Source organism: Pseudoalteromonas sp. SA25 (assembly GCF_011378705.1).
In the GTDB taxonomy this organism is placed as follows: domain Bacteria; phylum Pseudomonadota; class Gammaproteobacteria; order Enterobacterales; family Alteromonadaceae; genus Pseudoalteromonas; species Pseudoalteromonas arctica.
Map to the genome: position 1 here is coordinate 102,767 of NZ_WTKV01000003.1, position 13,622 is coordinate 116,388.

A 13,622-nucleotide genomic window follows, 5' to 3' on the forward strand; every position below is an offset into this window, starting at 1 on the left:
TTTAATTAAATGCGTTTGCACCATTTTACAGGATTTACTGCGCGTCCTTTGTGGCGTATTTCAAAGTATAGACCAGAACTAGCTTGTCCGCCGCTTTGGCCAACTAAAGCAAGGGTTTCGCCTTCGCGTACCATGTCGCCTACATCTCTTAGCAGTGTTTGGGCATGACCATATAGGCTCATAAAACCTTCACCATGGTCTACAACAATTACCCAACCATAGCCCTTTAGCCAATCGGCAAATACAACTTGGCCGTTATGTACGCTATTAATATTAGTGCCTTCTTTTGCACCAATTAATACGCCTTTCCAATCAATACCACCATGTTTACGTTGGCCGAATGTGTGCTCTAACTTGCCTTTGCTCGGCCAGTCCAATTTACCTTTGTTTTCATTTAGGCCCAGTAATTCAATTTTCTGTGTTTTTTCTTTTTCGAGCTCTTCAATTGTTGCTACCAAAGTTTGTTGGTTTTCTTTTAAATAGTTTATTGAACTTTTGGTGCTGTTGAGCTGAGCTTGTAAATTTTTAAGATTAGCTTGGCGTTCACTTTGTGCATTAAGCAATGCAGTTTGACGTCTTTTTTGCTCATCAAATAAAAGCGCTAGTTTTTCTTGTGTTTTAACAAGCTCTTTTTGGTTTTGTACTATTTGCTTTTGAAGGTCTTTTAGATCTTCAATTTGTTCAATACGGGCTTTATTTAAGTAGTTGTAATAACTAAGTGTGCGCTCAAATTTTGCAGTGTCTTCTTGATTTAACAGCATTTTAGAGTAGTCGTCGCCACCGGCCATATAGGCGCTTTTAAGTTGCGCGGCTAAAATTTTCTGAAATTGAGTGTGCTTTTTATCGAGCTCATCGGCTTTATTTTGTAGCTCTTTTTGCTGTGTTTTAGTTTCTTTTACTGATTGTTCTGCCATGTTAAGTGCTTTAGCATTTTTAGCTATATCGAGTTCATGGCTTTTTAGGTTTTTTTGTAGCGACGCTATTTTTTTTCTTTGGGCGTTATACTCAGCTTGGCTTTGCTCAAGTGCATTTTGAACTTCTGATAAGTCTTTTTTAGTACGATCCTCATTAGCAACTGCAGATGCAGTCACTAATGAAGTTAGTATTAAACCGCACTTAATTAACCGGTTAATACGTCTATTCATGTGTTATTTCAACATCATGATAGGCGTACCAGTCATTTCGCTTGGTTGCTCCATGCCCATTAAGTGAAGCATTGTAGGGGCTACATCGCTTAATGCTTTACCTTGCATAGGCTCTGCATCGCGACCAACATATATAAAATGTACCGGTTCACTAGTGTGGGCAGTATGCGCTTGGCCTGTTTTAAGATCAGCCATCTGCTCAGCATTACCATGATCGGCTGTTATTAGTGCTTCACCACCAAACTCTTCAAGTGCATCAACAACACGTCCGATACAGCTATCTACAGCTTCACAAGCTTTAACAGCAGCTTCAAATACACCAGAGTGACCAACCATATCGCCGTTAGGGTAGTTACAAATAATAGCATCGTATTTACCGCTTTTAATTGCTGCTACTAGTTTGTCGGTTAGCATTTCTGAGTTCATTTCAGGTTGTAAGTCGTAGGTTGCAACTTGCGGCGAAGGAATTAGCTCGCGTGTTTCTCCTTTAAATTCACTTTCGCGCCCGCCACTAAAGAAAAACGTAACGTGTGCGTACTTTTCAGTTTCTGAAATGCGAAGCTGTGTTTTGTTATTTTTTTCAAACCACTCACCAAGTACGTTTACTAACGGTGTTGAACCAAAGGCAATAGGTGCATCTATATCGGCTGCATACTCTGTCATCATTACAAATGCACTAAGCTCTGGCGTTCTTTTTCTTGCGAATCCATCAAAATCAGGCTCAACAAAAGCGCGAGTAATTTCGCGGGCTCTATCTGCTCTAAAGTTGGCAAAAATTAGAGTGTCGCCATCGTTTATTGAAGCAGGAGCGGCGCCTGTTGGTGTAATGGTTGTAGCGGCCACAAATTCGTCGTTTTCGTCGCGCTCGTACGCTGCATTAAGTGCCTCTACGCCGTTATCAAAATTAAAGTCACCTTCAGCTAATGCAATTACGTTGTAAGCTTTTTCTACGCGGTTCCAACGGTTGTCTCTGTCCATTGCGTAGTAGCGGCCAATAAGTGACGCCAAACGACCGCATTTAAGTTCGCTAAATAACGCTTCAATACGTTCGATTGACGCTTTAGCACTACGTGGAGGTGTATCGCGGCCATCTAAAAAGCCATGAAAGTAAACTTCTTTAGCGCCACGTTTTGCAGCAAGTTTTATGCTAGCAACTATGTGGTCTTCATGGCTATGCACACCACCTGGGCTTAAAAGACCCATTATGTGAACTGCTTTTCCTGCACTTACCGCTTTATCTATGTTTTCAACTAAGGCTGGGGTTGAATCAAATTCGCCATCGTTAATTGCTTTAGTGATACGGGTAAAATCTTGATAAACAATGCGACCAGCACCTAAGTTCACATGGCCAACTTCTGAGTTACCCATTTGACCATCAGGAAGACCAACATCTAAACCCGAAGCTGATATTAATGTGTGTGGCCGTGTGGCCCATAAATTGTCTAATACCGGTGTGTTAGCTGCAAGAATAGCATTACTTTGCGTATCTTCGCGGTATCCCCAACCGTCTAAAATCATTAATACCAGTGGTTTTTTATGCTCTGTCATAATAGCTCCTGAAAATTAGTATCTGTTGATGGATACTGTGCACCTAAAAGGTTTATTAGCGTGGTTTTAGCATACCGTGTTTTTAAGCTAGGATCAGCATTGAAAACAAGATATTAAATTTTTTCACTTATACCTCATTGACTAACCTGAACTCTGCTTGAGATAGATTTATTATCCAGAGTTCTTGTTAACTATATATGGGGGGCTTTATCGTTTTTTAAACGTCTCTAAGTGCTCCTAAACTCGCATTTTAGGTTGGTTTGGGTATACTTGCGTGGCTAAAGTACAAAATCCTTAAAATATTAGGGCGTGTTGCACTTTGGTGGTTGAATTTGCAGCAGTATGTTTGGTTTTTAGGCAAGGCAGAGCCTATGAAATGTGGTTACTCCCCATAAATAGGCGATAACGTAGCATAAATACCAAACATACGCTGCCCGTTGGGTTCTTTCTAGGGACTATTACCTCTTTGTTGCTCGGTTTTTACTTAGCCCACTAGGTTACAAATCTCGCGCCGCGATTTAATCGCCCCTAGATTGAACAAATTTCAATCCACAAAGGCCAACACGCCCTAGGTTTAAAACATAATTTCATAGTGGAAGTAGAATGGATCAATATATTGAATTTATTACAAATCATCCCATTTTAAGCCTTGCTTGGGTTGGTATTGTTTTCCTTATTGTTAGTGGCTGGATAAAAAGTAAGCTTTCAGCTGTTCGTCAAATAAATCCTCAGCAGCTTACGTTACTTATTAACCGTGATGACGGTCAAGTAATCGATATACGTGCGCAAAAAGAGTTTAATGCAGGGCGTATTTCTGGTGCTGAGCACTTAAGCCCAGAGAATGCGAAAAAATCTGACTTTTCAAGCCTTGAAAAGTACAAGACTAAACCCATTATAGTTGTATGTACTACAGGTATGACTGCCCAAGGTACTGCAGCCGCTATGAGTAAAGCTGGTTTTGAACGAGTTTACTTATTAGCAGGTGGCATGGGTGCGTGGCAATCTGCCAGCTTACCAACTACAACAGGTCGCTAATCAGTTTAGCTAGGCCGATAGAGGATTTATTATGAGTAATGTTGTTTTATACACCAAGGCGTATTGTCCATTTTGTCAGCGTGCTCTTTCGCTTTTAAACAGCAAAGGCGTTGAATACACAAATTATGATATTGGTGTACAGCCTGAGCTACGCGATGAAATGATTGCCAAAGCAGGTGGTGCAAGCACAGTACCGCAAATTTTTATTAATGATGAACATATCGGTGGCTGCGACGACATGATGGCTATTGAAGCGCAAGGTAAACTTGACGCCAAGCTAAACGCTTAATTTAATTATAATAACGAACAAGTTAGGAATAACAATGAACGAAGAAAATCAAAACGTAGCAGCTGCAGAAGCCGGCGCACAATTTACTATTCAACGTATTTACACTAAAGATGTATCGTTTGAAACGCCAAACTCTCCGGCCATTTTTCAAAAAGAATGGACGCCAGAAGTTAAGCTAGACCTAGATACACGCTCTAATAAACTAGACGAAGGTGTATTTGAAGTTGTTTTAGCGCTAACTGTAACCGCTTCTCTTGGTGAAGAAACTGCGTTCTTATGTGAAATTCAACAAGCAGGTATTTTTACTATTGCTGAAGTTGAAGAAGTGCAACTTGCGCACATGCTAGGTGCATTTTGTCCTAACGTGTTGTTCCCATATGCACGTGAAGCTGTTTCAAACCTTGTTAACCGTGGTACTTTCCCACAGCTTAACCTTGCGCCAGTTAATTTTGATGCGTTATTTGCACAATACATGCAACAACGTACTGCGCAAGCTGACCAGGCTTCAGCAGACGCATAACTTATGAGTACAGCAACTACAGCTGTTACTGTATTAGGGGCGGGGTCTTACGGCACCGCCCTTGCTATTTGTTTAGCCCGAAATGGTCACCACGTGACACTTTGGGGAAGAAATAGCGACGACGTTGCCACGCTTGCAGCTGAGCGGAAAAATCAACGTTACTTACCTGATGCTCCTTTTCCAGATACTCTTACTCTTGAAGCTAACTTACAACATGCCGTTGCTAGCAGCGCTATTATACTTGTTGTTGTGCCAAGCCATGCTTTTGGCGACACACTTGCGCAGATTAAACCTGCATTGCAAGACGGTGCTAAAGTAGCGTGGGCAACTAAAGGGCTTGAGCCTAATACTGGACGTTTGTTACAAGAAGTGGCTTTGCAAGAATTAGGTGATGATATTCCACTTGCGGTACTGTCGGGTCCTACGTTTGCAAAAGAAATGGCGATGGGGTCACCTACAGCTATTTCAGTGTCTTCTACGTCGCCTGAATTTGCTCAGCAGCTCGCTGATTTACTTCATTGTGGTCGCTCATTCCGTGTGTATAACAATGATGATTTTATTGGTATACAGCTCGGTGGTGCGGTTAAGAATGTAATTGCCATTGGTGCCGGTATTTCGGACGGTGTTGGTTTTGGCGCTAATGCGCGTACCGCACTTATCACCCGAGGTCTTGCAGAGCTTACTCGTTTAGGTTGCGCTCTTGGTGCTAAGCCAGAAACCTTCATGGGAATGGCAGGCCTTGGCGATTTAATACTAACGTGTACAGATAACCAATCACGTAATCGTCGATTTGGTTTAGCGTTAGGTAAAGGCGAAAGCGTTGATGCTGCTATTGAATCAATTGGTCAAGTAGTTGAAGGCTTTAGAAATACCAAAGAGGTGTATTTATTAGCGCAGCGTAGCGGTGTAGAAATGCCGATTACCGAGCAAATTTATAAAGTGCTTTATGAAAATAAAGATATGAAAGAAGCTGCAATGGCGCTATTAGGCCGAGAGCAACGTTCTGAATAATTTTATAAGCGTTTATAAAACTAAAAAAACCGACGTTATGTCGGTTTTTTGTTGTTTAGCTCAAAGCTATTTACTGCGCGTTAGGAAAACCCAACTGGCGCCACGACTCGTAAACAAACACGGCTACTGCGTTTGATAAGTTCATGCTGCGGCTATTGGCTTGCATAGGAATACGTACACGCTGCTCTTTTGGCAGTGCTTGGATCATATCGTCAGGCAGGCCGCGAGTTTCTGGGCCAAATACCAAGCAGTCACCCGCTTCGTAACTTGCTTCATGGTGAAACTGACTACCTTTGGTTGTACATGCATATATTTTTTTTGGTTTACATTTTTCAAGGTAATCTTCAAATGAGGCATGGCGTTGAACATGACTAAATTCATGATAATCAAGTCCTGCACGTTTCACGCGCTTATCGTCCCACTCAAAACCTAGCGGCTCAATTAAATGTAATGCATAGCCGGTATTGGCACATAGGCGAATAATATTACCAGTGTTAGGCGGTATTTCAGGTTGGTATAAAACAATATCCAGCATAATGAGCCTTATAAAATAATCTGTAGTTTGACGAAGGGCAGTATACACGAAACCTTTTAAAAAAATGATATACTCACACTATTGAGTACTCCTAATTATCGGATTAAAACGTGCATAACCGTAGCTACGAATTTTGGGTTAAAACTTCAAGCATTGTTACCATGGTAATGGTTAGTTTAATGATTGGCGCAAAAACATGGGCATGGCTGGCTTCTGGCTCTGCCTCAATGCTTGGCTCGTTAACTGATTCGTTAATGGATATTACTGCCACCGCCATGAGTTTTTTAGTGTTAGGTTACGCACTGCGCCCAGCAGATGATGACCATAGATTTGGACACGGAAAAGCTGAAGCACTTGCTGGACTTGGGCAAGCCGCGTTTATTGCAGGCTCAGGTTGCCTACTTGCTTTTCATGGTATTGAGCGATTATTTAACCCTATACAGTTAAGCCATTCTTTATTAGGTGTGTGGGTAAGTATTTTTGCTATTGCGTGCACGCTCGTCATTGTATTTGTACAAAACAAGGTGGTTAAATACACCGATTCAATTGCTATAAAAGCCGACTCAGTACATTACAAAGGTGATTTAATATTAAATGCTGCTGTGCTATTAGCTATTTTGTTAGCTTATAATGGTGTGTTGTATGCCGATCCTGTTTTTGCGATAGGTGTAGCGGGTTACTTACTTTATAACAGCTGGGATATTGCTCGCGATAGTGCCGATCATTTAATGGATAAAGAACTGCCAGATGATGAAAAGCAAAGCATATTTGATATAGCCAGAGCCCATGCTGATGTACATGGTGTGCATGATATTCGTACGCGCCAAGGCGGAAAAGTTAAGTTTATCCAAATGCACTTAGAGCTTGATGATCATTTAAGTTTGATTCGCGCACATAACGTAGCTGATGAAGTAGAGGCAATGCTTAAAGAACGCTTTGAGTCTGAGGTAGATATACTGATCCACCTCGACCCTTTGTCGGTACTTATTAAGCCGTCACCGACTCACAAAACTGATACAAGCTTTTAAGCAATGGCTGGCGTATTTCATCACGTTCAAAAAACAGCTCGTGTTTAGCGCCTTCAAAGCTTTTAAGTACCGTGTTTACGTGCCTGTTTGCTAATTTATATTGGGCATTGTTATCAACCACTTCGTCGTTTTGCGCACTGGCAATATAAAGTGGAATAGTCACGCTTAAGTTATCCACAGAAGTTATAAATGCAAACGTCGCATTTAGCCAGCCGTAAGTAACACCGCCGAGCTGTAGTAATGGCTCTTCTTGATATGTTTGCCTAAATAGCTCGTAACGCACTGGGCTGCTGGTTAATACATTTGTAGCAAACTCATCGGGTATGTAATCGGTTTGCCCTAGTGCGTAATTGTCTTTTTGACCCAAAAGGGTTGCAGTACTTGCTATTAATTTAGCTAAAGGCTTTGGTGTGTTTTTTGTATAAATATCAAGCATAGGCGCTGATAAAAACGCGCCACTAAAGTTGTGTTCAAAATGCGCAAGATAGTCAAATGCTATGGCGCCGCCCATTGAATGACTCACTAACACCTTTTTACCTTGCCAATGAGTATCCACTATTTGTGTATTAAATAAGTTTAGGTCTGCGCTGTAATCTTTAAATTGATTAACATGGCCTTTGTGCTTATTTAGTAGGTGGCGATAAGAGCGGCCTTGTCCTTGGTGATCGGCTATGAATATGGCAAAATTATTGTTATACAGCTCCCATAACAACTCTTTATATTTATCTAACCCTTCAAGGCGCCCAGAGCTTATTACAATGGCATTTTTGGCTTTATCTGGTATGGCATAAGCATAAAATAATTGCCCGTTAGGTGTATCTAAATAAGCTTTAATTAGCGTGTTTTTATAAAAGTTATTAATTGTTATTTGATTACTCTTAAGCTCACGCTCACTACTATAAAACATGCTTTACTCTTTTATTAATGGCAAGGTTATATTAGCACACAAGCCACCTAGTTCTTTATTTGATAATACTAAACTGCCGCCATGCGCAGTAATAGCATTTTTAGCAATCGCAAGACCTAAACCCGTGCCACCACTTACGCGATCCCGCGCATCTGACTGTCTAAAAAAGGGCTCGCAAAGCTTGCTCAGTTGATCATCTGGCACACCAGAGCCATCGTCACATATTTCTATATAAATGGCATCAGCATGCTTTAGAGTAATGCTAATTGTATTATTTGCGTATTTAATAGCGTTGCGTAATAGGTTTTCAAGCGCACTGGCAATAAGGCCTTCGTCGCAATTAATGTTTACGTCTACAGCGCCCACTATATTTAGCTGCTTATTATTTTGTTTTGCTTCAAACTGCGCATCGTTAATAACGTGATCTACAATTATTTGCAGTGATTGTTTTTGCAGTGAAAGCGCTTGGCTTTTTGCTTCTAAGCGAGAAACTTGCAGCACGTCGGCAATCATTTTATCGAGTTGGTTAGCTTCTTTTTCTATGCGTAATAAATACGATTGGCTAGCGTCGTTAGCTTGCATTTGTGCAAGTCCGGTAGCCATTTTTAAACGTGTAAGAGGCGATCGTAATTCATGTGATATGTCGGCTAATAAGCGTTTTTGTGAACTAATTAAAAGCTCTAACTGATTAGCCATGCTGTTAAAATCTCGCCCTAGTATTCCTAGCTCATCTTTTCGGTTTACAGAAATGTCGGCTCTTGCGCTTAGGTTACCCGCTGATAGTTTAATTGCCGCTTTTTTAAGGCTATTTATAGGGGCTATTAAGTTACGGCTAAATACAAAGCTTAAAATAAGAGAGGCAACAATTGCGATGACTATTTTCATCCAATTAGGCATAAGCTTAAAGCGCATTATTAGCGGTGGTTGATGGTTAATATCTATTTCGTAAAGATAAAAACTGCCTTCAGGCACGTTTATATTAACAGGGCCGAAGGCTTGATATTTCTCAGTGAAAATAATTTGCGGTGACATATTTTGAGTGAAGTTTAATAAACTTAAGTCGATGCTCTCTGGCACCTCTTTACTACTAAGAGAGTCCTCGCTTTGAGCTGCGCTTAAGTATAAAAGTTTACGCTTTGATAGGCGAGGGTGTACTAATACTTCGCTTAGGCTGCGCTTATGTTTAATAGCAGTGCGCTCAATACTTTTGGCGGTGTATATTAGGTTTTTTTTCATCGGGCCATAAAGTGGCTCGTTAGATACCGCATTAATAGCGGTTATATTACTTAAAAATATAAGCGCTGCTACGGTGCCGATTATAGTTAACCAAAACCAAATAAATACTTTAAAAAACAGGTAGTGCCCAGGATGTTTTAACCAAGCAAAGTAAGTGCTTTTATTCGCCTTGGATAAAGACATAACCCGTACCTCGCATTGTTTTAATTCGCTCACCTGGAATATGCTCAGCTATTTTTTTACGGATATTACTTACATGCATATCGATAGAGCGATCAAAAGAAGCTAAGCGCCTGCCTAGCACTTCTTCGCTAATTTGCTCTTTACTAACAACTTCGCCTGCATTTTTACACAATAGCGTGAGTATTTCGTACTCTGTACCGGTAAGGGTTAGTGTAGAGCCGTCGATTGAGGCCTCTCGCGCTGCAAGGTTAACAGTAATACCATTAACGAGTAACTTACTCGTGGTAGCTGCATTTAAGCTATTAATGTGCTCAATACGGCGTGTTATTGCTTTTACGCGGGCTAGTAATTCACGATGATTAAAAGGCTTTGGTATGTAATCGTCAGCGCCTAGCTCTAGACCAAAAATACGGTCAAAGTCTTCACCTTTTGCAGTAAGCATTATTACCGGTGTGAGTTTTGTTTGCCTAAGCTGTTTAAGCACTTCAAAACCATCAAGCGTTGGTAACATTACATCTAGCAATATAAGGGCGTAGTCATTTGCTTGTGCTAGTTTAAGGCCCTGCTCACCGTCGTGTACGCTTTGTATTTCAAACCCTTGGGCAGTTAAATACTCACTTAATAGCTCACAAAGGCCAGTGTCGTCATCAATCATTAATAGTTTCATTTACAAACCCTTAGAGTTGTTTATAGCGTTATTTTACCGGCTAAATAGTGCAAAGGTGAATCTTTACACAACCTTTACACTGCTTTGCGTTACTTTGCATTGAGTTAGGTATAGTTAACTCACTGGCTTAGCAGCCACAACCAACCCAATATTAAGGTAATGATTATGACTAAATTAAACACACTTTCAAAATTAGTACTTATCTGTGGCTTAGCAACAGCAACGCTTGGTGCTGGTAGCGTATTAGCTAAAGGCGACGGACATAAACAAGGCCATTCTCAAGCTCGTTTTTTACTTTCTGAGCGCGGCGTTGAAAAATTAAACCTAACAGATGAGCAGCAAACTAAGCTAAAGGCTATTTTTGAAGCGCAAAAAACACAGATGAAAGCGTTGCGTGGCGACGATAAAGAAGCCCGTAAAGCGATGCGTGAAGCGCATAAAGCTAAAATGGATGCGTTACTTTCGGCGGCAACATTTGACGAAAATGCAGCAAAAGAGCTATTAAATGAACGTCATGAAAAAGGTGATCAATTTGGTTTAATTAAACTAAAAACGCAGCACCAAGTAATGCAAGTTCTTAACGCTGAGCAAAAAGAGAAGTTTGCTAAAATGCAAAAGCGTATGAATAAAAAGCACAGTAAACAAAAAAGTTAATTATACTTTTTGTAAATACTAAAAAACCAGCTTAATGCTGGTTTTCGTATTTAGGGCATGATGAAGATAAATTACTTAAAAAAGTCATCTTCATTTTTAGCCAGCATAGCTTCAATATCTTCAATCATGTCTTGGCTAAACTCTTCTGCGGACGTGATTGGTGCAGAAATTCTGTTATTTTCAAACGACCATTCACCTAAATCAATTAGCTGACAGCGTTTTGAGCAAAAAGGACGAAATGGGCTTTGCTCTGACCATTCAACTTTAGTTTTACAGGTTGGGCAGTTTACAATAGTAGGCATAATTTACTCTTTACAATCTTTTTCTGCATTTTACATTACTTAGATATGAGTCTCTAGGTATAAGTAAGGCTCTGAATTTAGTGTTCAGAACCTTGTAGCTTTTACTATGGATCTTTAAAAATTAGTCACGCGATTAATTTCACCAAGGGATGTAAGACCATCGGCTGCTTTGCGTAAACCCGATAAACGTAAATTATTAAATCCGGCTTTAAGTGAAACGTCAGCTATTTCAAGCGAGTTACCACCGCGCATAATAATTTGGGCAATTTCAGGAGTAATTTGCATTACTTCGTAAATACCCACTCGGCCTTTATAACCATCGGTACAACTATCACACCCTTTAGGCGTATATAACGTCATTTCTTCAATTTGCTTGGCGCTAAATCCTTGGCGAGCCAGTTCTTCACTCGGAAGTTGTTCTGGCGTTTTACATTTAGGGCATAAACGACGTGCTAAACGCTGGGCTATAATTAAGCTGATCGAACTTGCTACGTTATAAGCCGGCACACCCATATTTAATAAACGGGTGATTGTTTCCGGCGCTGAGTTTGTATGCAATGTTGATAAAACCAAGTGACCTGTTTGCGCCGCTTTTATTGATATTTCTGCGGTTTCTAGGTCACGTATTTCACCTACCATAACTACATCAGGATCTTGACGTAAAAATGCACGCAGTGCATTGGCAAAAGTCATATCGGCTTTAATGTTAATTTGTACTTGGTTTACACCTTCAAGGTTAATCTCAACCGGATCTTCCGCAGTACTAATATTGCGCTCTGGCTGATTTAATATATTTAAACCTGTGTATAGCGATACTGTTTTACCAGAACCCGTTGGCCCTGTTACAAGTATCATCCCTTGGGGCTGGGCAAGTGCATCCATATAGAGCTTTTTCTGCTCAGGCTCATAGCCTAATACATCAATGCCTAACATAGCGCTTGATGAATCAAGGATACGCATTACTATTTTTTCGCCCCACAAGGTAGGCATAGTACTTACACGAAAGTCGATACTTTTGCGTTCAGTAATTTTTAGTTTTATACGACCATCTTGTGGTTTGCGTTTTTCGGCAATATCGAGTCGCGACATTACTTTAATACGTGCAGAAAGCTTGGTTGCTAATGTATTAGGTGGGCTTGCCACTTCATGCAAAATGCCATCAATACGAAAGCGGATACGGTATTTGTGCTCATACGGTTCAAAGTGCAAATCAGACGCCCCTTTCTTAATGGCATCCATTAAAATTTTGTTGATGTATACGATGATAGGCGCATCATCTTTATCATCATCTTGTGGTGCTGTATCTCTTTGGCTTTCTGAGTCTAAATCAGCAAATTCCTGAAACTCGTCATCGGTTAGATTTAAACTGCCAGTAGCATCTAGTAATTGCTCAATTTTGGTATCGAGTTGAATATAATCAACAACAACAATTTCGCATGAAAGACCGGTACTAAACTCAAAGTTTTCGAATGCGCCGTAATCTGTTGGGTCTGATGCTGCTATATAAACTTTTCGATCTTTTTGAACAAGCGGCAAAATATGATGTTTACGTATAAGTTTTTCTTTTACGAGATCGGCCGGGATTCTTGTAGGATCAAAGTCTTTTAAATCAAAATAAGGTACGCGAAACAAATCAATACATTGTTCAGCTAAATCTTTACTATCGATTTTTCCACATTTAGAAATAAGCTCAGCTGTTGAGGCAAATTCATTTTGTTTGTTTTTAACCGTGTCGGCATCAATGCGGCCAAGGGTTATAAATTTTCTCAATAACGGTGAGTTAATATTCATTGCGCACCTGTTTTATTCCTTCAATAGTAAGCAATTTATCAGAAAAAAGAAGGTGATTACATCACCTTTCATTCTTTGTTGTGATTTTACTAACTAAAATACGAGTTTGTGTGAGTTAGGACAGTGTTAATGTGAGTTAGTTTTGTTGTGTAATGCATATTGTAGGTACTTTTTATGAAGATCAACAAGTTCTATATGCACTAGGTTTAAACTTCGGTCATTATTTAAAATATCATCTGCTTTTTGCTGTTTATTGGCTCGTGACATTTGTGAGGCAATAATACTTTTAACTTGCTCAATACTTGTATTGTCACGTTTTGTTGTACGCGTTATTTGAACAGAGATTGGCACGTCAATAAGTAAGGTACGGTCGCAATATTTATCAAGGTTGTTTTCAAACAATAAAGGCGCTACTAAAACAACATAAGGGCTTGCTGCGCTATTTAAATCGTTTAGTATTTTTATCCGTATAAGAGGGTGCAGTAACGCATTAAGCCATTCTTTGTCATTGTTGTTAGTAAATATTTTTGCACGCAGCTCTGCTCTATTTAATGTGCCATCAGGCAATAAAATATCTTTGCCAAAGTGTTGGGTAATTGCTTTTAGCCCTTTGCTGTTTGGCTCTACTACTTGACGCGCAATTATATCGGCATCAACTATTGTAATACCAAGCTCTTCAAACATATTACTAATGGCTGTTTTACCACAGCCAATACCACCAGTTAATCCTAATACCCAGCTGTTTACTTTAGTTATTTGCTCACTCATTCT

At 40.0% G+C, this 13,622-nt stretch carries 15 protein-coding genes; 6 read left to right on the forward strand and 9 right to left on the reverse strand.

Annotated elements, in window-relative coordinates; all coding sequences use genetic code 11:
• Nucleotides 1–5: 5 nt before the first annotated feature.
• Both GQR45_RS03385 and gpmM read right to left on the reverse strand, forming a co-directional pair.
• On the reverse strand, nucleotides 6–1,145 hold the full coding sequence (locus GQR45_RS03385; protein WP_007582832.1) for a peptidoglycan DD-metalloendopeptidase family protein: 1,140 nt from the start codon (nucleotides 1,143–1,145) through the stop codon (nucleotides 6–8).
• A gap of 3 nt (nucleotides 1,146–1,148) precedes the next feature.
• Nucleotides 1,149–2,693 carry a 2,3-bisphosphoglycerate-independent phosphoglycerate mutase gene (gene gpmM, locus GQR45_RS03390; RefSeq protein WP_007582830.1) on the reverse strand — a complete coding sequence of 515 codons (1,545 nt, stop codon included), beginning with the start codon at nucleotides 2,691–2,693 and terminating at the stop codon, nucleotides 1,149–1,151.
• Nucleotides 2,694–3,296: 603 nt separating this feature from the next.
• Between gpmM and GQR45_RS03395 the strand changes: the two genes are divergently transcribed.
• The 4 genes from GQR45_RS03395 to gpsA are packed head-to-tail and all read left to right on the forward strand — an operon-like array spanning nucleotide 3,297 to nucleotide 5,548.
• Nucleotides 3,297–3,728 (forward strand): rhodanese-like domain-containing protein, encoded by a 432-nt coding sequence (locus tag GQR45_RS03395; protein ID WP_002957784.1) that lies wholly within the window; start codon nucleotides 3,297–3,299, stop codon nucleotides 3,726–3,728.
• 31 nt (nucleotides 3,729–3,759) lie between these two features.
• Nucleotides 3,760–4,017: a glutaredoxin 3 gene (grxC, locus tag GQR45_RS03400; protein WP_002957783.1), complete on the forward strand. Its 258-nt coding sequence runs from the start codon at nucleotides 3,760–3,762 to the stop codon at nucleotides 4,015–4,017.
• Between the two features lie 34 nt (nucleotides 4,018–4,051).
• Nucleotides 4,052–4,537: a protein-export chaperone SecB gene (secB, locus tag GQR45_RS03405; protein WP_010553360.1), complete on the forward strand. Its 486-nt coding sequence runs from the start codon at nucleotides 4,052–4,054 to the stop codon at nucleotides 4,535–4,537.
• A 3-nt stretch (nucleotides 4,538–4,540) separates the two neighbouring features.
• On the forward strand, nucleotides 4,541–5,548 hold the full coding sequence (gpsA, locus tag GQR45_RS03410) for an NAD(P)H-dependent glycerol-3-phosphate dehydrogenase (protein ID WP_165725132.1): 1,008 nt from the start codon (nucleotides 4,541–4,543) through the stop codon (nucleotides 5,546–5,548).
• 70 nt (nucleotides 5,549–5,618) lie between these two features.
• Here gpsA and trmL read toward each other — a convergent pair whose 3' ends face one another.
• Nucleotides 5,619–6,083 (reverse strand): tRNA (uridine(34)/cytosine(34)/5-carboxymethylaminomethyluridine(34)-2'-O)-methyltransferase TrmL, encoded by a 465-nt coding sequence (trmL, locus tag GQR45_RS03415; RefSeq protein WP_007582820.1) that lies wholly within the window; start codon nucleotides 6,081–6,083, stop codon nucleotides 5,619–5,621.
• A gap of 161 nt (nucleotides 6,084–6,244) precedes the next feature.
• Here trmL and GQR45_RS03420 point away from each other — a divergent pair, with 161 nt between their 5' ends.
• Entirely contained in the window at nucleotides 6,245–7,111 is an 867-nt protein-coding gene (locus tag GQR45_RS03420) for a cation diffusion facilitator family transporter (RefSeq protein WP_165725209.1), read from the forward strand.
• On the opposite strand, the gene GQR45_RS03425 is transcribed toward GQR45_RS03420, so the two are convergent.
• The 3 genes from GQR45_RS03425 to GQR45_RS03435 are packed head-to-tail and all read right to left on the reverse strand — an operon-like array spanning nucleotide 7,071 to nucleotide 10,104.
• The gene (locus tag GQR45_RS03425; RefSeq protein ID WP_007586153.1) at nucleotides 7,071–8,018 is read right to left on the reverse strand and encodes an alpha/beta fold hydrolase; all 948 of its coding nucleotides are present in this window, start codon (nucleotides 8,016–8,018) and stop codon (nucleotides 7,071–7,073) included. The genes GQR45_RS03420 and GQR45_RS03425 overlap by 41 nt on opposite strands.
• A gap of 3 nt (nucleotides 8,019–8,021) precedes the next feature.
• Nucleotides 8,022–9,437, reverse strand: a complete 1,416-nt coding sequence (locus tag GQR45_RS03430) for an ATP-binding protein (RefSeq protein WP_024590618.1) — start codon at nucleotides 9,435–9,437, stop codon at nucleotides 8,022–8,024.
• Nucleotides 9,415–10,104 carry a response regulator gene (locus GQR45_RS03435; RefSeq protein ID WP_007586150.1) on the reverse strand — a complete coding sequence of 230 codons (690 nt, stop codon included), beginning with the start codon at nucleotides 10,102–10,104 and terminating at the stop codon, nucleotides 9,415–9,417. The genes GQR45_RS03430 and GQR45_RS03435 overlap by 23 nt, the downstream gene beginning before the upstream one ends.
• A gap of 165 nt (nucleotides 10,105–10,269) precedes the next feature.
• Here GQR45_RS03435 and GQR45_RS03440 point away from each other — a divergent pair, with 165 nt between their 5' ends.
• A complete protein-coding gene (locus GQR45_RS03440; RefSeq protein ID WP_165725133.1) occupies nucleotides 10,270–10,758 on the forward strand; it encodes a Spy/CpxP family protein refolding chaperone in 489 nt (162 codons plus the stop codon).
• A gap of 71 nt (nucleotides 10,759–10,829) precedes the next feature.
• On the opposite strand, the gene yacG is transcribed toward GQR45_RS03440, so the two are convergent.
• The 3 genes from yacG to coaE all read right to left on the reverse strand — a co-directional run bounded on the left by yacG (nucleotide 10,830) and on the right by coaE (nucleotide 13,619).
• Nucleotides 10,830–11,060, reverse strand: coding sequence for a DNA gyrase inhibitor YacG (gene yacG, locus GQR45_RS03445; protein WP_007586146.1), 231 nt, complete (start codon nucleotides 11,058–11,060; stop codon nucleotides 10,830–10,832).
• 114 nt (nucleotides 11,061–11,174) lie between these two features.
• On the reverse strand, nucleotides 11,175–12,851 hold the full coding sequence (pilB, locus tag GQR45_RS03450) for a type IV-A pilus assembly ATPase PilB (protein ID WP_024608869.1): 1,677 nt from the start codon (nucleotides 12,849–12,851) through the stop codon (nucleotides 11,175–11,177).
• Between the two features lie 126 nt (nucleotides 12,852–12,977).
• Nucleotides 12,978–13,619 carry a dephospho-CoA kinase gene (coaE, locus tag GQR45_RS03455; protein ID WP_165725134.1) on the reverse strand — a complete coding sequence of 214 codons (642 nt, stop codon included), beginning with the start codon at nucleotides 13,617–13,619 and terminating at the stop codon, nucleotides 12,978–12,980.
• Nucleotides 13,620–13,622 lie beyond the last annotated feature (3 nt).

Coding starts and splice junctions, on each gene's coding strand:
- GQR45_RS03425 (WP_007586153.1), bottom strand. CDS start 8,018: ATGTTTTATAGTAGTGAGCGTGAGCTTAAGAGTAATCAAATAACAATT.
- GQR45_RS03440 (WP_165725133.1), top strand. CDS start 10,270: ATGACTAAATTAAACACACTTTCAAAATTAGTACTTATCTGTGGCTTA.
- pilB (WP_024608869.1), bottom strand. CDS start 12,851: ATGAATATTAACTCACCGTTATTGAGAAAATTTATAACCCTTGGCCGC.
- secB (WP_010553360.1), top strand. CDS start 4,052: ATGAACGAAGAAAATCAAAACGTAGCAGCTGCAGAAGCCGGCGCACAA.
- GQR45_RS03435 (WP_007586150.1), bottom strand. CDS start 10,104: ATGAAACTATTAATGATTGATGACGACACTGGCCTTTGTGAGCTATTA.
- coaE (WP_165725134.1), bottom strand. CDS start 13,619: ATGAGTGAGCAAATAACTAAAGTAAACAGCTGGGTATTAGGATTAACT.
- gpsA (WP_165725132.1), top strand. CDS start 4,541: ATGAGTACAGCAACTACAGCTGTTACTGTATTAGGGGCGGGGTCTTAC.
- grxC (WP_002957783.1), top strand. CDS start 3,760: ATGAGTAATGTTGTTTTATACACCAAGGCGTATTGTCCATTTTGTCAG.
- gpmM (WP_007582830.1), bottom strand. CDS start 2,693: ATGACAGAGCATAAAAAACCACTGGTATTAATGATTTTAGACGGTTGG.
- GQR45_RS03420 (WP_165725209.1), top strand. CDS start 6,245: ATGGTAATGGTTAGTTTAATGATTGGCGCAAAAACATGGGCATGGCTG.
- yacG (WP_007586146.1), bottom strand. CDS start 11,060: ATGCCTACTATTGTAAACTGCCCAACCTGTAAAACTAAAGTTGAATGG.
- GQR45_RS03430 (WP_024590618.1), bottom strand. CDS start 9,437: ATGTCTTTATCCAAGGCGAATAAAAGCACTTACTTTGCTTGGTTAAAA.
- GQR45_RS03385 (WP_007582832.1), bottom strand. CDS start 1,145: ATGAATAGACGTATTAACCGGTTAATTAAGTGCGGTTTAATACTAACT.
- trmL (WP_007582820.1), bottom strand. CDS start 6,083: ATGCTGGATATTGTTTTATACCAACCTGAAATACCGCCTAACACTGGT.
- GQR45_RS03395 (WP_002957784.1), top strand. CDS start 3,297: ATGGATCAATATATTGAATTTATTACAAATCATCCCATTTTAAGCCTT.